Annotated in this window: 17 protein-coding genes and 1 pseudogene; 7 read left to right on the top strand and 11 right to left on the bottom strand. The window is 71.6% G+C overall.

All coding sequences use genetic code 11. From position 1 onward, the window contains the following. The 4 genes and pseudogenes from VIM19_13510 to sodN all read right to left on the bottom strand — a co-directional run bounded on the left by VIM19_13510 (position 1) and on the right by sodN (position 2,375). A pseudogene (locus VIM19_13510) lies at positions 1-607 on the bottom strand (RNA polymerase sigma factor SigF). A 140-nt stretch (positions 608-747) separates the two neighbouring features. Continuing rightward, positions 748-1,170, bottom strand: coding sequence for a hypothetical protein (locus VIM19_13505; GenBank protein ID HEY5185890.1), 423 nt, complete (start codon positions 1,168-1,170; stop codon positions 748-750). Positions 1,171-1,245: 75 nt separating this feature from the next. Continuing rightward, the gene (locus VIM19_13500; GenBank protein ID HEY5185889.1) at positions 1,246-1,740 is read right to left on the bottom strand and encodes a GNAT family N-acetyltransferase; all 495 of its coding nucleotides are present in this window, start codon (positions 1,738-1,740) and stop codon (positions 1,246-1,248) included. A 239-nt stretch (positions 1,741-1,979) separates the two neighbouring features. Beyond that, positions 1,980-2,375 (bottom strand): superoxide dismutase, Ni, encoded by a 396-nt coding sequence (gene sodN / locus VIM19_13495; GenBank protein ID HEY5185888.1) that lies wholly within the window; start codon positions 2,373-2,375, stop codon positions 1,980-1,982. An 89-nt stretch (positions 2,376-2,464) separates the two neighbouring features. Here sodN and VIM19_13490 point away from each other — a divergent pair, with 89 nt between their 5' ends. Further along, the gene (locus VIM19_13490) at positions 2,465-2,773 is read left to right on the top strand and encodes a S24/S26 family peptidase (GenBank protein HEY5185887.1); all 309 of its coding nucleotides are present in this window, start codon (positions 2,465-2,467) and stop codon (positions 2,771-2,773) included. 10 nt (positions 2,774-2,783) lie between these two features. On the opposite strand, the gene VIM19_13485 is transcribed toward VIM19_13490, so the two are convergent. The 3 genes from VIM19_13485 to VIM19_13475 are packed head-to-tail and all read right to left on the bottom strand — an operon-like array spanning position 2,784 to position 5,396. Continuing rightward, a complete protein-coding gene (locus VIM19_13485; protein ID HEY5185886.1) occupies positions 2,784-3,548 on the bottom strand; it encodes an amino acid ABC transporter ATP-binding protein in 765 nt (254 codons plus the stop codon). Beyond that, entirely contained in the window at positions 3,545-4,468 is a 924-nt protein-coding gene (locus VIM19_13480; protein ID HEY5185885.1) for an amino acid ABC transporter permease, read from the bottom strand. The genes VIM19_13485 and VIM19_13480 overlap by 4 nt, the downstream gene beginning before the upstream one ends. A 10-nt stretch (positions 4,469-4,478) precedes the next feature. Continuing rightward, entirely contained in the window at positions 4,479-5,396 is a 918-nt protein-coding gene (locus VIM19_13475; protein HEY5185884.1) for an ABC transporter substrate-binding protein, read from the bottom strand. Positions 5,397-5,610: 214 nt separating this feature from the next. On the opposite strand from VIM19_13475, the gene VIM19_13470 reads away from it, so the two are divergent. Both VIM19_13470 and VIM19_13465 read left to right on the top strand, forming a co-directional pair. Further along, positions 5,611-6,795 carry an NADP-dependent malic enzyme gene (locus VIM19_13470; GenBank protein HEY5185883.1) on the top strand — a complete coding sequence of 395 codons (1,185 nt, stop codon included), beginning with the start codon at positions 5,611-5,613 and terminating at the stop codon, positions 6,793-6,795. Positions 6,796-6,828: 33 nt separating this feature from the next. Then, positions 6,829-7,797 (top strand): zinc-binding dehydrogenase, encoded by a 969-nt coding sequence (locus VIM19_13465; protein HEY5185882.1) that lies wholly within the window; start codon positions 6,829-6,831, stop codon positions 7,795-7,797. Positions 7,798-7,800: 3 nt separating this feature from the next. Here the strand turns inward: VIM19_13465 and VIM19_13460 are convergent, their stop codons facing one another. The 4 genes from VIM19_13460 to VIM19_13445 form a co-directional block, all read right to left on the bottom strand. Then, positions 7,801-7,980: a DUF6104 family protein gene (locus VIM19_13460; protein ID HEY5185881.1), complete on the bottom strand. Its 180-nt coding sequence runs from the start codon at positions 7,978-7,980 to the stop codon at positions 7,801-7,803. 5 nt (positions 7,981-7,985) lie between these two features. Beyond that, a complete protein-coding gene (locus VIM19_13455) occupies positions 7,986-11,663 on the bottom strand; it encodes a multifunctional oxoglutarate decarboxylase/oxoglutarate dehydrogenase thiamine pyrophosphate-binding subunit/dihydrolipoyllysine-residue succinyltransferase subunit (GenBank protein HEY5185880.1) in 3,678 nt (1,225 codons plus the stop codon). A gap of 106 nt (positions 11,664-11,769) precedes the next feature. Then, positions 11,770-12,516, bottom strand: coding sequence for an ABC transporter permease (locus VIM19_13450; protein ID HEY5185879.1), 747 nt, complete (start codon positions 12,514-12,516; stop codon positions 11,770-11,772). Further along, positions 12,513-13,403, bottom strand: a complete 891-nt coding sequence (locus tag VIM19_13445) for an ATP-binding cassette domain-containing protein (protein ID HEY5185878.1) — start codon at positions 13,401-13,403, stop codon at positions 12,513-12,515. Before VIM19_13445 ends, VIM19_13450 begins: the two co-directional genes overlap by 4 nt. A 27-nt stretch (positions 13,404-13,430) precedes the next feature. Between VIM19_13445 and VIM19_13440 the strand changes: the two genes are divergently transcribed. From VIM19_13440 to VIM19_13425, 4 genes are all read left to right on the top strand, one after another. Further along, the gene (locus tag VIM19_13440; GenBank protein HEY5185877.1) at positions 13,431-14,510 is read left to right on the top strand and encodes a P1 family peptidase; all 1,080 of its coding nucleotides are present in this window, start codon (positions 13,431-13,433) and stop codon (positions 14,508-14,510) included. 2 nt (positions 14,511-14,512) lie between these two features. Then, a complete protein-coding gene (locus tag VIM19_13435) occupies positions 14,513-16,150 on the top strand; it encodes a thiamine pyrophosphate-binding protein (protein ID HEY5185876.1) in 1,638 nt (545 codons plus the stop codon). Then, positions 16,147-17,340 (top strand): Glu/Leu/Phe/Val dehydrogenase dimerization domain-containing protein, encoded by a 1,194-nt coding sequence (locus VIM19_13430; protein ID HEY5185875.1) that lies wholly within the window; start codon positions 16,147-16,149, stop codon positions 17,338-17,340. The genes VIM19_13435 and VIM19_13430 overlap by 4 nt, the downstream gene beginning before the upstream one ends. Next, a partial coding sequence (locus tag VIM19_13425) for a CocE/NonD family hydrolase (protein ID HEY5185874.1) occupies positions 17,337-17,985 on the top strand: 649 nt, incomplete at its 3' end. The genes VIM19_13430 and VIM19_13425, both read left to right, overlap by 4 nt.

Raw genomic sequence — 17,985 nt, 5'->3', positions numbered from 1 at the left:
CGTGCATCTGGGAGATGCCGAGGTGGGTGGCGATCTGGGACTGGGTCATGCCGCGGAAGAACCGTAGGACGAGGATGGTGCGCTCGCGGGGGGGTAGTGCGGCCAGGAGTGGGCGTAGGGACTCGCGGTGCTCGACGCCGTCGAGGGCGTCGTCGTCGGCGCCGAGGACGTCGAGCATGGAGGGGGTGTCGTCGGTGTCGGTGCCGGCGTCGAGGGAGATGGTGCTGTAGGCGTTGGCCGACTCGAGGCCTTCGAGGACGTCCTCGTGGGAGCAGTCGAGGTGTTCGGCGATCTCGGCGACGGTGGGGGAGCGGCCGAGTCGGTGGTTGAGCTCTTCGGTGGCGACGGTGATGTGTTGGCGCATCTCCTGCAGCCGGCGGGGGACGCGTACCGACCAGCCCTTGTCGCGGAAGTGTCGTTTGATCTCGCCGATGATGGTGGGGGTGGCGTAGGTGGAGAACTCGACGCCGCGCTGGGGGTCGAACCGGTCGACGGACTTGATCAGGCCGATGGTGCCGACCTGGATCAGGTCGTCGAGGGGTTCGCCGCGGTCCCGGAACCGCCGGGCCAGGTGCTCCACCAGCGGCAGGTGCAGCTCCACGAGCTGGCCCCGGGCGTGCTGGTAGGCGCCGTCCGCGGGCTCGTGCTCGGCCATCACGAGGAACCAGGTGTTCGACCGGGCTCGGGTATGGGCCCGGCGATCGCCGTCGCCGTTCACCGGGACTTCGCGGTCGGTCTCCGTCGCGGTCACTGGCCGGCCACTCCAGCACGGCTCTTGCGCAGCCGGATCACCACGGTCTGGTCGTCCACCCAGGTCTCGACCTCCCCGGCGAGGGCGGTCAGCACGGTCCAGGCGAAGTTGTCCCGCGCCGGCGCGGTGCCGCTGCGGGTCTCGGCGAGCACTGTGACCTCGATCGCACTCGGCTCGAGGCCGAAGCGGCACACCAGCCCCCCGCCAGGCACCACGTCCGGCAGCAGCAGTGCGCATGCCTCGTCCACCGCGATGCGCAGGTCCTCGATCTCGTCCAGGGTGAAGTCGAGTCGAGCCGCGAGGCCCGCTGTCGCCGTTCTGAGCACCGACAGGAACGCTGAGTCCGCCGGGATCCGGAGCTCGACCTCCTCGCGTACCACCTCGGACGTCGCCCTTCGTCTGCTGCTCTGGTCGGTCATGTGGTCCCCGCCCGCTCGCCCAGGCGCATCACCCTAGCGCGCGAACCTGGCGGCCCGGTATGTCGAGTTCTCCGGTCAGCCCGTCGGCTGGCCGTCGTCGGCGGCGGCGCCCAGCGCGTCGCCGGTCAGCCGCCAGACCGTCCACTCGTCCATCGGAGCGGCTCCGAGCCGGCGGTAGAAGCCGTGGGCGGACTCGTTCCAGTCCAGTACCCACCACTCCACTCGCCGGTACCCACGCTCGTCGGCGATCCTGGCCAGCTCGAGCAGCAGGGCCCGCCCGTACCCGAGCCCCCGGTGCTGCGGGCGGACGAACAGGTCCTCGAGGTAGATCCCGTGGCGTCCCAGCCAGGTGGAGAAGTTCAAGAACCACACGGCGAACCCGGCCAGCTCGTCGTCCTGCTCGATGACGTGGCAGTGCACGGCGGGATGGTCGCCGAAGAGCGCCGCGCGCAGGTCGTCCTCGGTGGCGGTCACCTCGTGCAGGGAGCGCTCGTACTCGGCCAGCTCGCGGACGAGGGCCAAGATCCCGGGCACGTCGTCGGGCCGGGCGGAGCGGATCTGTGCGGTCATGACGCTCGAACCTACTGGGCCGTCCGCCTTCGGCCCCCGCCGGGGAGCTGTATTCTGGTCCTTTGCGAGACCTCGTCGCTCCCCCGTGCGGCGGGGTCTCGTCTTGTCTTGTCCGGAATGGAACTTCGGCCTGGTCCGGCTCGTTGGGCGGCGCGACGAGGCCCCGCCGTTCATCGTCCGTGACGCGGCGGGGCCTCGTAGCCAGTCGGAGGTCTCGGGCCTTCCGGCTAGGCCTTGCGTCAGGCCTTCTTGGTCTCCCAGAAGATCTCGGCGATCTCGTCGATCTTGGCGATCAGCTGGTCGGCGACCGCGGTGTCGACGGTGCCCTTGGTGCCACCGGCACCGGCCAGCTTGGTTGCCTCGTTGAACAGCGTGTTCAGCTGGGGGTACTTCTCGAAGTGCGGCGGCTTGAAGTAGTCGGTCCAAAGCACCCACAGGTGCTCCTTGACCAGGTGCGAGCGCTCTTCCTTGATCGTTACTGCGCGCGCCTTGAAGTCGGGGTCGTCGCTGGCGTGGTACTTCTCCATGCAGGCCTTGACGGACTGCGCCTCGATCCGGGCCTGGGCCGGGTCGTAGACGCCACAGGGCAGGTCGCAGTGGGCGCTGACCTGAACGGTCGCAGCGAACATCCGCATCGGGGTCCTTTCAACGGTTGTGGGTTCTCTGTCGGCGACACTACCCCCGGGGGTCCGAACCGGGCACAGCGAGAGGGGTGGGCGTGCGGATGGGCATGGCGGTGGTCCATGGCCGGTCCATGCTGCCGACGCTGGTCCCGGGGGACCGGCTGGTCGTGCGCTACGGCGCCCGACCGCGGCCCGGCGCGCTTGTCGTCGTCCGGCTGCCCGGCGACCGTCCGCTCGCGGTCAAGCGGGCCTTGCGCCCAGAGCCCGAGGGCTGGTGGGTGGAGCGGGACAACCCGTCGGAGGGTGTCGACTCGTGGGCGGTCGGCGCGGTGCCGGACCGGGACGTGGTGGCCGTGGTGGTGGCCCGGCTGTGGCCGCGGCCCAGCCGGCTGCAGCGGCGACCCTCCTAGGGCGAGCCGGCTAGAGCACCTTGGACAGGAAGGTCTGGGTCCGGCGGTGCTGCGGGTTGGCCAGGATGTCCTTCGGCGCGCCCGCCTCGACCACGACGCCGTCGTCCATGAACACCAGCGAGTCGCCCACCTCGCGGGCGAACCCCATCTCGTGGGTCACCACGATCATGGTCATGCCCTCCAGCGCGAGCTGGCGCATGACGTCGAGCACCTCACCGACCAGCTCGGGGTCGAGGGCGGACGTCGGCTCGTCGAACAGCATCAGCTTGGGCTGCATGGCCAGCGCCCGGGCGATGGCCACCCGCTGCTGCTGGCCGCCGGAGAGCTGCGTGGGGTAGGCGTCGCCCCGCTCGCCGAGACCGACGCGGTCCAGCAGCTTCTGGGCCCGCTCCCTGGCGACAGCCTTGGACTCGCCCCTGGCCCGGATCGGGGCCTCGACAATGTTCTCCATCGCGGTCATGTGCGGGAACAGGTTGAACCGTTGGAAGACCATTCCGATCTCGCGGCGCTGCTTGGCGACCTCCTTGTCGCGCATCTCGTAGAGCTTGTCGCCGCGCTCCGTGTACCCGACGAGCTGGCCGTCGACCGACAGCCGGCCGGCGTCGACCCGCTCGAGGTGGTTGATGCAGCGCAGGAAGGTGGACTTGCCGGACCCGGAGGGTCCGATGATGCACATCACCTCACGGGGGGCCACCTCCAGGTCGATGCCCTTGAGCACCTCGACCCGGCCGAACCACTTGTGCACCTGCTCGGCCTTGACCATGGGTCCGCTCATCGCAGCTCAGCCCTCGTCAGTCGCATCCGCAGCTTCTGCAGCGGGGTCGGTGGCAGCGAGCGCACCGCCCCGCGGGCGTAGTACCGCTCGATGTAGTACTGGCCGACCATGAGCACCGAGGTCATGGCCAGGTACCACAGGCTGGCCGTGACGAGCATCGGGAACACCTGGAAGGTCCGCGAGCCGATCGCGGAGGTCTGGAAGAACAGTTCGTAGTACGGCACGTAGGCGACCAGCGACGTCGTCTTGAGCATCGAGATCGTCTCGTTGCCGGTCGGCGGCACGACCACGCGCATCGCCTGCGGCAGGATGATCCGCCGCAGGGTCTGCATCCGGGACAGGGACAGGGCCGACGCCGCCTCGGTCTGGCCCTCGTCGACCGACAGGATGCCGGCCCGGACGATCTCGGACATGTACGCCGCCTCGTTCAGCCCGAGGCCGAGCAGTGCTGCGGCCACGGCTGGGACGAGGTTGCGGGTCTCGAAGTGGAACCACTGGGGGCCGAACGGGATCCCGAGGCTGATGTTGCGGTACAGCGAGCCCAGGTTGGCCCAGATCACCAGCTGGACCAGCACCGGGGTGCCCCGGAACACCCAGACGTAGAACCAGGCCGCCCCCGACAGCACCGGGTTGGGGGACAGCCGCATGACCGACAGCACGATGCCCAGCAGCACGCCCATGGCCATCGCGGCGATGGTCAGCCAGATCGTCGTCCAGACCCCGTGCAGGACGGGTCCCCGGAACGCGTTCTGCCACTGGAAGCTCCACTCCCAGTTCGGGTTGGTGAAGAGGCTGTGGACGAACATCGCCACGAGCAGGGCGATGACCGCCACGGCCACCCACCGGCCGGGGTGGCGGACCGGGACTGCCTCGATCGCCTCTGGGCGGTTGGCCGTCCCGGTCTTCGTCGGGGTGCTCACTGGGTGTCCGTCAGGACACCGGGTTGATCTGCGACTGGGTGATGGCGCCGCTGTCCACGCCCCACTTCTTCAGGATGTCGAGGTACACGCCGGTGTCCATGAGCTTCTGCATGGCGCCCTGGATCGCCTGGGTGTACTGACCCTGGCCCTTTGGCACGGCGATGCCGTACGGCGCCGCAGCGTAGGTCTGACCGGTCACCTCGAGCTTGTCACCAGTCTGCTTCACGGCGTAGGCGACGACCGGCGAGTCGGCGAGCATGGCGTCGTCCTTGCCGCTGACCACTGCCGCGGTCGCGTCGCTCTGCAGCTGGTACTGGTCGATCGTGATCGCGGGCTTGCCAGCGTTGGTGCAGGTCTTGGACCGAGCGGTGATGTCGTCGACCTGGACGGTGCCCTTCTGGACGGCGACCTTCTTGCCGCAGGCGCTGTCCGGCTTGATCCCGGCCGGGTTGCCCTTCTCCACCGCCCACGAGGTACCGGCGTTGAAGTAGCTCACCATGTCGACCTGCTTCAGTCGGTCGGCGTTGATGGTGAACGACGACACGCCGAGGTCGAACTTGCCGTTCTTGACGCTCTCGACGAGGGAGTCGAACGGAGCGTTCTGCAGGTCGACCTTCAGGCCGAGGACCGTGCCGAGCGCCTTGGCGAGGTCCGCGTCGAAGCCGATGATCGTCTTGCCGTCGGTGTCGACGAACTCGCTCGGCGCGTAGGACGCGTCGGTGCCGATCGTCAGCGAGCCCTTCGAGGAGATCGAAGAGGGCAGCATGGCGGCGAGGGTGGCGTCCTTGCTGGCTGACGCGCCGGAGGAGGACGGGCTGGTCGAGGCGCTACTCCCGCCTGACGATGAGCTGCCGCAGGCGGCCAGACCGAGGGCGACGACCAGAGTGATCGCGGCGATCCCCGACCGCTTCAGAGCGCTGAGCTTCATGCTGTTCCTCTCAACCGTGCGAGCCGTCGGGGTGTCCGGCGGCGACCTGTTCGATTCGCGAACGCTATTCCCCTCGGGCCCAAGTCTGCACCGCCGGGGTCCGTCGAGGCGGGAACTCGTGCGACAATGGCGCTCCGGGTCATCCCCCGCGCGCAGTGGCAGCAGCCGAGACCCCCGGCGCCCACTCCCTTGCCGCCCGACGAACCACTCCCTCATGGAGCTGAGCATCGTGCCCGCCGTCTCGCCTGACATCGACCCTGCCTTCCCACTGCACGTCGGGGGCAAGATCGAGGTACGGCCGACGGTGCGCATCCGCGACGCCGAGGGGCTGGCCTTGGCCTACACCCCCGGCGTGGGCCGGGTGAGCGCGGCCATCGCGGCGCATCCCGAGCTCGCGGACGAGTACACCTGGCGGTCCAACGTGGTCGCCGTGGTGACCGACGGCACGGCCGTGCTGGGCCTGGGCGACATCGGCCCCAGCGCCGCGCTGCCGGTCATGGAGGGCAAGGCGCTGCTCTTCAAGGAGTTCGGCGGCATCGACGCGGTGCCGATCTGCCTGGACACCAAGGACGTCGACGAGATCGTGGAGACCGTCGTCCGGCTGGCGCCGTCCTTTGGCGGGATCAACCTGGAGGACATCAGCGCCCCCCGGTGCTTCGAGATCGAGCAGCGGCTGCAGGAGCGGCTGGACCTGCCGGTGTTCCACGACGACCAGCACGGGACCGCGATCGTCGTCCTGGCTGCCCTGCGCAACGCGGCGAAGGTGACCGGCCGCCAGCTCTCCGACCTGCGGGTCGTGGTCTCGGGAGCGGGGGCGGCGGGAGTCGCCGTCTCGCGGATCATCGTCGAGGCGGGGATCGGTGACATCGCCGTGGCCGACAGCAAGGGGATCATCCACCTCGGGCGCGGCGACCTCAACGGCGTCAAGCAGCTGCTCGCGGGGGACACGAACACGTCGGGGTACTCCGGTTCGATCGAGGAGGCGCTCAAGGGAGCCGACGTCCTCATCGGCGTCTCCGCCGGACAGATCCCCGAGGAGGCCGTCGCCTCGATGGCGCCGGACTCGATCGTCTTCGCGTTGGCCAACCCCGACCCCGAGGTGCACCCCGAGGTGGCCCGCAAGCACGCGCGGGTGGTGGCCACCGGCCGCAGCGACTTCCCGAACCAGATCAACAACGTGCTGGCCTTCCCCGGGATCTTCCGCGGGGCGCTGGCGGTGCGCGCGACCCGGATCACCGAGGGCATGAAGCTGGCCGCGGCCGAGGCGCTGGCCGGCACCGTCGGCGACCAGCTGTCCGAGGAGTGGATCGTGCCGAGCCCGTTCGACCCGTTCGTGGCCGAAACGGTGGCCAAGGCGGTCTCGGCGGCGGCCCGGGCCGAGGGGGTCGCCCGCCGCTGAGCCGGCCCGGCGTCGTGTGGTTAGGGTCGGTCCATGTTCGCTGTGAGCGCCGCGCGCATCGACCCTGAGCAGCCGCTGTCCGGTCTGGAGCTGGGGGAGCGCCCCGAGCCCGAGGTGCCGGCCGGCTGGACGACGGTGCAGGTGCGCGCCGCGTCGCTCAACCACCACGACCTGTGGACGCTGCGCGGCGTCGGGATCTCGGCCGACCGGCTGCCCATGATCTTGGGCTGCGACGCCGCGGGGATCGACGCGGCCGGCACCGAGGTGGTCGTGCACGCCGTCATCGGCGACCCCGCGGCCGGCGGTGGCGACGAGACCATGGACCCGAAGCGCTCGCTGCTGTCCGAGGTCCATCCCGGCACGTTCGCCGAGCGGGTGGCGGTGCCGCGGCGCAACCTGGTGCCCAAGCCGGCGGCGCTGAGCTTCGAGGAGGCCGCCTGCCTGCCCACCGCGTGGCTTACCGCCTACCGGATGCTGTTCACCCGCTCCGGACTGCGACCGGGCGACACGGTGCTCGTGCAGGGCGCCGGCGGCGGGGTGGCCACCGCGCTCATCGTGCTGGCCAGAGCCGGCGGCCTTCGGGTGTGGGCGACCAGCCGGGACGACGCCAAGCGGGCCCGGGCGCTCGAGCTCGGCGCGCACGCGGTCTTCGAGTCCGGGGGCCGGCTGCCCGAGCGGGTCGACGTGGTGATGGAGACCGTGGGCGCGGTCACCTGGGCGCACTCGCTGCGCTCGCTGCGGCCGGGCGGGCGGATCGTGGTCTCGGGGGCGACGTCGGGGCCGAACCCGCCGGCCGAGCTGTCCCGGGTGTTCTTCCAGCAGCTGTCCGTCGTGGGTTCCACGATGGGGACCCGCGACGAGCTGGCCCGGCTGATCCGGCTGTGCGAGACCGACGGCGTGCGGCCGCTCATCGACTCGACCTACGACCTGCGCGACGCGGCCAGCGCCTTCGAGCGGCTGGCCACGGGCGACGTGTTCGGCAAGCTGGTGCTCACCCCCTGAGCGCTACTCGTCGTCCTCGTCGTCCAGGCGGGCCAGCCAGGTGGCCAGCCGCTCGACCGGAACCTCGAACTCGGGGTTGAGGTCGACGAAGGTTCGCAGCCGCTCGGCCAGCCAGTCGAAGGAGACCGACTCCTCGCCGCGGCGGGCGGCGAGCTCCTCGAGGCCCCGGTCGGTGAAGTACACCCGCGCTACCCGATCGAGTCCGCGAACGCCGCCTCGACGATCGCGCGCTGCTCGGTGTCGTGCCAGTGGTGTGAGCCGACCGCGGGGGACGACGACGCCGGCCGGGTCACGGGCACCAGCGGCCGGCCGATCACCTCGGGCAGGTTGAGGGCCATGAACGGCCAGGCACCCTGGTTGGCCGGCTCCTCCTGCACCCAGCGGACCTCCTGGGCGTGCGGGAAGGCGGCGAGGGCCTCCGGGATGCTGCGGGTGGCCAGCGGGTACAGCCGCTCGACCCGGACGATGGCGGTGTCGGTGATGCCCTTGGCCTGCCGTTCCGCCTCCAGGTCGTAGTAGACCTTGCCGCTGCACAGGACCACCCGGCGGACCGACTGCGGGTCGGCCGCGGTGTCCTGCAAGACGGTGCGGAAGTGGCCGCTGGTGAAGTCGGCCATCGGAGACGCCGCGGCCTTTAGCCGCAGCATCGACTTCGGGGTGAAGACGATCAGCGGACGCCGGTAGCGGGAGTGGACCTGCCAGCGCAGCAGGTGGAAGTACGACGCCGGCGTCGACGGCATGGCGACCGTCATGTTGTCCTGGGCGCACAGCTGCAGGTACCGCTCCACCCGCGCAGATGAGTGGTCCGGCCCCTGGCCCTCGTAGCCGTGCGGGAGCAGCAGCACCACAGAGGCCCGCTGGTTCCACTTCTGCTCGCCGGGGGCGATGAACTCGTCGACGATCGTCTGGGCGCCGTTGGCGAAGTCGCCGAACTGGCCCTCCCACATGACCAGCGCCTCGGGGCGGGCCACCGAGTAGCCGTACTCGAATCCGACCGCGGCGAACTCCGACAGCGGGGAGTCGTAGACGTACAGCTTGCCGCCGTTGTCGTAGCACTGCTTGAGCGGCTTGTACGCCCAGCCCGTGGCCCGGTCGACGATGACCATGTGCCGGTGGCCGAAGGTGCCTCGCCGGGAGTCCTGGCCGGCCAGCCGCACGGCCTGGCCCTCGGTGAGCAGCGAGCCGACGGCCAGCGCCTCGCCCATGCCCCAGTCGATGGTGTCCTGCTCGACCATCTCGGCCCGACGCTGCAGCTGCGGCGCGAGGCGCGGGTGGACAGTGAAGCCCTCCGGCAGGTTCAGCTGGGAGTCGACGACGCGCGTGACCACCTCGGCGCTGATCGCCGTGGGGATCTCGACGGTGGGTCGCTGCGGCTTCAGCCGCTGCTGCCCGTCGCGCTCCACCTGGCTGGTGCGGTCGCTGATCGAGCCCTCGTCGGCCGTCGCCCGCGACTCCTGGAACACCTTCTCCAGCTGGTCGCGGTAGTCGCGCAGCGCGCTCTCGGCCTCCTCGACCGTGATGTCGCCGCGGCCGATCAGCGCCTCGGTGTACAGCTTGCGAACCGACCGCTTGTTGTCGATCAGGTTGTACATGAGCGGCTGGGTCAGCGACGGGTCGTCCGCCTCGTTGTGCCCGCGACGGCGGTAGCACACGACATCGATGACGACGTCCTTGTGGAACGCCTGGCGGAACTCGAAGGCGAGCCGTGCCACCCGGACGCAGGCCTCCGGGTCGTCGCCGTTGACGTGGAAGATCGGGGCCTGGATGGTGCGGGCCACGTCGGTGGCGTAGGTCGACGAGCGGCTGGCCGCCGGGGACGTGGTGAACCCGACCTGGTTGTTGACGATCACATGGACCGTGCCACCGGTGCGGTAGCCGCGCAGCTGGCTCAGCTCGAGGGTCTCGGCGACCACGCCCTGGCCGGCGAAGGCGGCGTCCCCGTGCATGAGGATCGGCAGGATGGGGAACTCCTCGCCGCGGTCGAGCATGTCCTGCTTGGCGCGGACGAATCCCTCGAGCACCGGGTCGACCGCCTCCAGGTGGCTGGGGTTGGACACCAGCGAGACCTTGGTGGCGGAGCCGTCCTCGGCGGTGAACGTGCCTTCGGCACCGAGGTGGTACTTCACGTCGCCGGACCCGTGGGCGCTGCTCGGGTCGAGGTTCCCCTCGAACTCGCGGAAGATCTGCCCGTAGCTCTTGCCCACGATGTTGGCCAGCACGTTGAGCCGGCCGCGGTGCGGCATGCCGATGCAGACCTCCTCGAGCCGGGCCTGCGCGGCCGCACCGAGGATCGCGTCCAGGACGACGATGGCCGACTCGCCACCTTCGAGGGAGAACCGCTTCTGCCCCACGTACTTGGTCTGCAGGAAGGTCTCGAACGCCTCGGCCGCGTTCAGCCGGCGCAGGATCCGCAGCTGCTCCTCGCCGGAGCAGCGCTTCGGGTCCTGCTCCACCTGCTCCTGGATCCACTCCCGCTGCTCCGGGTCCTGGATGAACATGTACTCGATGCCGACGGTGCGGCAGTACGAGTCGCGCAGCACGCCGAGGATGTCCCGCAGCTTGGCCAGGGGCTGGCCGCTGAACCCGCCGGTGGCGAACTCGCGGTCGAGGTCCCACAGGGTCAGCCCGTGGTTGGCGATGTCGAGGTCGGGGTGCCGGCGCTGCTTGTAGTCCAGCGGATCGGTGTCGGCCATCAGGTGGCCGCGGACCCGGTAGGCGTGGATCAGCTGCTGGACCCTGGCCACCTTGCTGACGTCGTCCTCGTGGGAAACCAAGATGTCCTGGCTCCACCGGACCGGCTCGTAGGGGATGCGCAGCGCGGCGAAGATGCCGTCGTAGAACTCGTCCGCGCCGAGCAGCCGCTGGTGCACCAGGCGCAGGAAGTCGCCGGACTGGGCCCCCTGGATGATGCGGTGGTCGTAGGTCGAGGTCAGCGTGAGGGTCTTGCTGACAGCCAGCCGGGCCATCGTCTCCTCGGCCGCCCCCTGGTACTCGGCCGGGTACTCCATGGCACCCACGCCGATGATCGTGCCCTGGCCGGCCATCAGCCGCGGCACCGAGTGGACCGTGCCGATGGTGCCGGGGTTGGTCAGGCTCACCGTGGTGCCCTGGAAGTCCTCGACCGTGAGCTTGTTCGTTCGGGCCCGCCGGACGAGGTCCTCGTAGGACGCCCAGAACGTGTTGAAGTCCATCAGCTCGGCGGACTTGATCGACGGCACCAGCAGCTGGCGGGTCCCGTCCGGCTTGGTCATGTCGATGGCCAGGCCAAGGTTCACGTGGTCGTGCTCGGTGACGCCGGGCTTGCCGTCCACCTCGGTGAACGAGCGGTTCATCTCCGGCATCACCTTGAGCGCCTGGACGAGCGCCCATCCGATCAGGTGGGTGAAGGAGACCTTGCCGCCGCGGCTGCGCCGCAGAAAGTTGTTGATCACGACCCGGTTGTCGATGAGCAGCTTCGCGGGGATGGCCCGGACACTCGTCGCCGTGGGGACGCTGAGGCTGGCCTCCATGTTGGCCACGACCCGGGCGGCCGGGCCGCGCAGCGGGCTGGTGGTCCCGTCGTGCGACGCGGGGACGGCGGCTGCGGGGGCAACCGGCGCAGCGGGCGCGGGGGTGGGTGTCGGGGCCGTGACCGGTGCCGGCGCTGCCTGGGCCGCCGGTGCGGCGGGTCCTGCGGACCCTTCGTCCAGCGGCTGCGCGGGTCGAGGGAGCGTCACGTCACCCGGCTGGTAGTCAGCGAAGAAGTCCCACCAGGCGGGGTCGACGGAGTTCTTGTCCTTCAGGTACTGCTGGTAGATCTCATCGACCAGCCACTCGTTCGGCCCGAAGGCACCGAGCGGGTTGCTTGAGGGGGCCTGGGACGACACGGGGCGACCGCCTGCTTTCGACTTCGGGACCGACCTGACCTGCCCGGCCAGCCTAGTCCGGTCCCCGCGGTCGGGGCCGCACCGGCCGCTGACCTTCCGGTCCGGGTCAGGTGATGTCGCGGCGCTGCGTGGTGACCGCGGCCAGCGCGGCGAAGGCCAGCCCGTAGGCGAGGAACAGCAGGCCGCCGGCCCACGGTTCGAGCAGGCTGCCCCGGTTACTCGTGGCCTGCATCATCGCGTTGGCAGCCCCCCCGGGCAGCCACTTGCCGACCTGTGGGAGAAGGGTGATGATCAGCGACTCCACCAGGAAGACCCACACCAGGGCGGCGACGATGGCGGCCACCTGATTGCGGACGAACGAGCCCACGCCCACCCCCACCACGGCGTAGACCGCGACTCCGACCACCGCGGCGCCGAGGACCTGAAGGATCGTGGACGTCGGGATGGCGGGAGCCCCCTTCATCGCCAGCAGAGGCACCGCGAGCGCCGCGGTGAGTGCGGCGCCGGCCACCCCGAAGACCACCCCGAAGGCCGCGTGGGCGACCAGCTTGGCCGCGATGACCCGGCCGCGCCGGGGGGTGGCCAGGAAGGTCGCGGTGATGGTCATGTGCCGGTACTCGGTGGTCATCCCGAGGATGCCGAGGACCAGCGCGAACGTGGAGCCAGTCCCGGCGCTGGCCCAGATGGTGCGGACGGTGGAGCCCTGGTCGAGGCTCGGAGCGCCCTGCTGGCCGGAGACGAGGATGAGCGCCACCACCTGGATGGCGACGAAGACGAGCGCGCCGACCAGCAGGCCCCACCACATCCGGGTGCTGCGGATCTTGAGCAGCTCGGCGCGCAGCAGCCCGGTCACGGCTGGCTCCCCTCGGAGTCGGTGAGTGACAGGAAGACCTGCTCGAGGTCGGACTCCTCCTGGACCAGCTCGTGTAGCTCGACCGCCTCGCGCAGGGCGATCCGCCCGATGTCGGGCGGGGTGAGCCCGGACACGTGCAACACGCCGTCGGCTGCGCCGACCCCGGCACCCTGGGCTTCGAGGGCGGCCCGCAGCCGGTCGGCGTCCGGCGTCCGCACCCGGACGTCGGCGGCGTGGTTCTGGGTGAGCTCGGCCAGCGGCGCGGACCTGATCAGGCGTCCGCGGGAGATGATCACGACATGGTCGACGGTCTGCTGGACCTCGGCCAGGACGTGGCTCGAGACGAGCACCGTGCGGCCCTGCGACGCGAGGTGGCGCAGGAAGCCGCGCAGCCAGGCGATGCCCTCGGGGTCGAGCCCGTTGGCCGGCTCGTCGAGCAGCAGCACCTGCGGGTCGCCCAGCAAGGCACCGGCGAGGGCCAGCCGCTGGCGCATCCCGAGGGAGAAGCCGCCGACCCGCCGGTCCGCCGACTCGGTGAGGGCCACCTGCGCGAGGACCTCGTCCACCCGGGTGAGCCGCAGGCCGGCGGACAGCACGAGGACCCGCAGGTGGTCCCGGGCGGTGCGGCCCGGGTGGAAGCTGGAGGCCTCCAGCGCTGCCCCCACCATCCGCATCGGCTCGGGCAGCTCGGCGTAGCGGCGTCCGTCGATGGTGGCCGTCCCGCTGGTGGGCGAGACCAGCCCCAGCAGCACCCGCAGCGTGGTGGTCTTGCCGGCGCCGTTCGGCCCCAGGAACCCCGTCACGCTGCCCGCCTCGACCAGGAAGGACAGCCCGTCGACGGCCCGAACGGTGCCGAAGTCCTTGGTCAACGAATCGACGACGATCACAGGTCCAACGTAGGGCAGGATGCCAGCATGCCGCGAGCTACTGACTTGGGAATCAGGATCGGAAGCCTGCCGTCGGGGCCGACGGCGTCGGTGCTGGACGTGCCGGGGGTGGGCCTCGGCCATGCCACGGTCTGGCGGGACGAGCCCGTGCCACCGGCCGGTCGGGGGGTGGCCCGGACCGGCGTCACCGTCCTGCTGCCCTCGGCCGACACCTTCGCCCGGCCGGTGCCGGCCGGCGGGTCGGTCCTCAACGGCGCCGGCGAGTGCACCGGCTTACTGACGGCCGCCGAGTGGGGGCTGCTCGAGTCGCCGGTGTTCCTCACCTCGACCATGCAGCTGGGCCGGGTCTACGACGCGGCCTGCGAGCTCATCACCGAGCGGGAGCCGGCCATCGGTGAGGACGTCGTGATCCCCGTCGTCGCGGAGTGCGACGACTCGTTCCTGTCCGAGGTCCGCAGGATGCAGGTCACCCGCGACGACGTGGCGGCGGCCTGGGCGGCGGCCGAGGTCTCGGTCGGGTCGGCGACGCCGCCGGAGGAGGGCTCGGTCGGCTCCGGAACCGGGATGTCCTGCCTAGGCTTCAAGGGGGGCATCGGCACGGCGTCCCGCGTGCTGCCGAGTCGCCACACCGTGGGCGTCCTGCTCATGACCAACTTCGGCGAACGGGAAAGGCTGACGGTGGACGGCGTCCCGGTCGGTCGGCTGCTGGCGCCGGACCCCTACCCGCCGGAGCCTCCCCCCGCCGGGTCCTGCATCGGTGTGGTCATCACGGACGCGCCGCTGGACTCGGCTACCTGTTCGCGGCTGGCCCGACGGGTCGGCCTCGGCCTGGCCCGCGCCGGCTCGACCGCCCACCACGGCAGCGGCGAGATCTTCCTGGCCTGCGCCACCGGGATCCGGGGCGACCGCGCCGGGCAGCTCACCGGGCCGCCGGCCATCACCGGCTCGCAGCTGGACCCGTTCTTCGCCGCCGTGGTCGAGGCGAGCGAGGAGGCGGTGCTCAACTCGATGCTGGCCTCCCCGACCGTGACCGGACGCGGCGGGCACGCCCGGCAGGGGCTGCCGGTCGACGAGGTGCGTCGGCTGCTGGCCGACCGGGGGGTCTGACGGTGGCTCAGCTGTCCACGGGTGCGGCCGTCGTCCGGGCGCTGGCCGCTCACGGGACCGACGTCGTCCTCGGCATCCCGGGCACGCACAACCTGGGGCTGTACGAGCACCTGCCGGCCCACGGGATCCGCCATGTCACACCACGCCACGAGCAGGGCGGTGGATACGCGGCGGACGCCTACGCCCGGGTGTCCGGTCGGCCGGGCGTGCTGTTCGCCACCACCGGCCCGGGGATCCTCAACGCCGCCACCGCGCTGGCCCAGGCGTGGAGTGACTGCTCGCCCGTGCTCGCCGTCTCGCCCGGGATGCCGACGGGACACCCCGGCCGGGCCACCGGGCGGCTGCACGAGGCTCGCGACCAGCACGCCGCGCTCGCCGCCGTCGTCGACCGGGCGGTCCGGGTGGACACCCCCGCGGCGGCTGCGGAGGCCGTGCGGGACGCCTTCACGGCGTTCCGCAGCGGCCGGCCGCGACCGTGGCACCTGGAGGTCGCGCTGGACCGGCTGGACGACGTCGACGAGGTGCCCGACGAGCTGTTCGTGCCGGCGGCGGCTGACCATCCCTGGGTTGACCCGAAGCTGGCCCGTGCGGCGGCGGCGCTGCTCGCCGGTGCCGAGCGGCCGGCTGTCGTCCTCGGGGGTGGGGCCCGTGGCGCGAGCGCCCAGGCGCAGGCCCTCGTGGAAGTGCTCGGCTGCCCGGCCGTGACGAGCACCAACGGCAAGGGTGTGTTGCCGGAGTCACACCCGAGCAGCCTTGGCTGCGGGCTGCACCTGGCCGCCGTCCAGCGCTGGCTGCGGGCCGCCGACGTCGTCCTGGTGGTGGGCTGCGAGCTGGCCGAGTCCGATGCCTGGACGACAAAGCCGCTCGTCACCGGCCGGGTCGTGCGCATCGACTTGGACCCTGAGCAGCGGGACCTCAACGCGCCGGCGGCCGACGTCATGCTCGGGGCCGACGCCGCGCCGGCGCTCGCGATGGTGACCGCCGAGCTGGCCGCGCTGGCCGCGGTGCGACCGGCCGACCGGCCACGGCCCGACGCGGGGCTCAGGGCGAGCCTCATGACCGCGGTGCGGCAGGAGGCGGACACCCTGGGGGCGCGCTGGCTGCCGCTGCTGCGCGGGCTGCGGGCGGCGCTTCCGAGCGAGGCGGTGCTCGCCACCGACAACGCGATGGCCGCCTACTACGGGGCGGCCACGTCCTTCCCCGTCGAAGCGGCCCGGTCCTACCTGTTCCCCACCGGGTTCGGCACCCTCGGCTTCGCGCTGCCGGCCGCGATCGGCGCGGCGCTCGGGGCGCCGGAGCGCCCGGTGGCCGCCCTCACCGGGGACGGCGGGCTGCAGTTCACCGTCAACGAGCTGGCTACGGCCGGGTCACTGGGCCGCGCGTTGCCCGTCGTGGTCGTCGACAACGGTGGGTTCGGCGAGATCCGGGCGCAGCAGGCCGCCCGCGGCGCGCCCGCGGTCGGTGTCGACCTCGCCTCGCCGGACTGGGCCGCACTCGCTTCGGCGTACGGCGCCGGCTGCGTGCGTGTCGAGGCCACCTCCGCCTCGCCGGCCGCCGAGGCGCAGGTGGCCGACGCCGTCACGGCTGCGCTCGGCGTGGGCCGAACGACCCTGATCGTCGTCCAGGAGGAACCGGCGTGACATCGCAACGTGACCCGCACCTGCAGGTGACCTGGACCGACGAGGAGACCGGGCACCGTGGCTACCTGGTGATCGACCGGCTCGGGCGCGGGCTGGCCAGCGGTGGTCTGCGGATGCGCGAGGGGGTGACCCTGCAGGAGGTCGGCGACCTGGCCCGCGGGATGACGCTGAAGGAGGCGGTCGCCTACCGGCCGGGTGGGAACTACCTGCCGGTGGGGGGTGGCAAGGGCGGCATCGACTGCAGCCCGCACGACCCTGCGGCCTACGGCCTGCTGGTGCGGTACCTGCGCGCCATGAAGCCCTACCTGCAGCAGTGCTGGGCCACCGGTGAGGACCTCGGGCTGCGCCAGGAGGACCTCGACCGAGCGGTGGCGGAGGTGGGCCTGCGCAGCTCGATCGAGGCCGTGCTGCCGCTGCTGGACGACGTGGAGGAGGCGCTCGCCCAGCTGGCCAGGGGCTTCGCGGTGCGCGACGACGGCGTCGGTCTGGACGCGCTGGTGGGTGGCTGCGGGGTCGCCGAGGCGGTGCTGGCCACGTTGGACCACCAGGGTCGGGCGCCGGTCGGCGTGCGGGCCGTCGTCCAGGGCTTCGGGTCCATCGGCGGGGCCACCGCGCGGTTCCTGAGCCGGGCCGGCGTGCGCGTGGTCGCGGTGGCCGACGCCGACGGGGTGGTGGCCAACGAGCGCGGGCTGGACGTCGAGACGTTGCTGGCCCGGCGGGACGCCTTCGGTCGGATCGACCGGGGTGCGCTGCGGGCGGACGACGTCATGCTGCCGGGGACGGCGTGGCTGGATGTCGATGCGGAGGTCCTAGTCCCGGCCGCGGTCTCCTACGCCGTGGACCTGCACGACGTGCACCGGGTTCGCGCCGACCTCATCGTCGAGGGGGCCAACGTGCCAGTCACCGGGCCGGCCGAGGTCGCGCTGCGCGACCGCGGGGTGGTCGTGGTCCCCGACTTCGTGGCCAACTCGGGCACCAACTCCTGGTGGTGGTGGACGCTGTTCGGCGACGTCGCCCCGGAGCGGGACGCCGCCTACGCCCTGGTCCGCTCGTCGGTACGGGGCATGGTCTCCGAGCTGCTCGTCCGCGCTGAGGCGGACGGGGTGAGCCCGCGGGCCGCCGCCACCGCGCTGGCGCAGCGCAACCTCGAGCTGATCGGGCAGCGGGCGATGGCGGAGGCCGCCCGGTGACCGCGCCCCAGCAGGTGTGGATCGAGCTGGCCGACGGCACCCGGCTGGCGGCCTCCCTCTACCTGCCGCCGGACGCGGCCGGTCCCCAACCGTGCATCCTCGAGGCGCTGCCGTACCGCAAAGACGACCTGACGGCGTCCTACCGGCCGGAGTACCAGCGGCTGGCCGACGAGCACGACTTCGCGGTGTGCCGGTTGGACCTGCGCGGGACCGGCTCGTCCGGCGGGATCGCGACCGACGAGTACCCGTTGCAGGAGCAGCAGGACCTCGTCGAGGTGATCGGCTGGCTGGGCGCGCAGCCGTGGTGCGACGGGAACGTGGGCATGTACGGCACGTCGTACAGCGGGTTCAACGCGCTGCAGGTCGCGGGCGAGCGGCCGGCGGCGCTCAAGGCGGTCATCGCCATCTACGCCACGGACGACCGGTACACCGACGACGTCCATTACATGGGCGGGACGCTGCGCTGGCTGGACCTGGTCGACTACTGCCACTACATGACGCCAATGAACGCGCTCCCGCCGGTGCCCGCGGTGTGGGGGGACGGCTGGCGGGAGGAGTGGCTGCGGCGGGTCGATGCGCTCGAGCCGTGGCTGCTCACCTGGCTGGAGCAGCAGCGGGACGGCGCCTACTGGCGGCACGGCTCGG

The organism is Actinomycetes bacterium (assembly GCA_036510875.1).
GTDB lineage: Bacteria > Actinomycetota > Actinomycetes > Prado026 > Prado026 > DATCDE01.
Note: the sequence above shows the minus strand (reverse complement) of the source record. Positions and strands in the feature narration are given on the sequence as shown.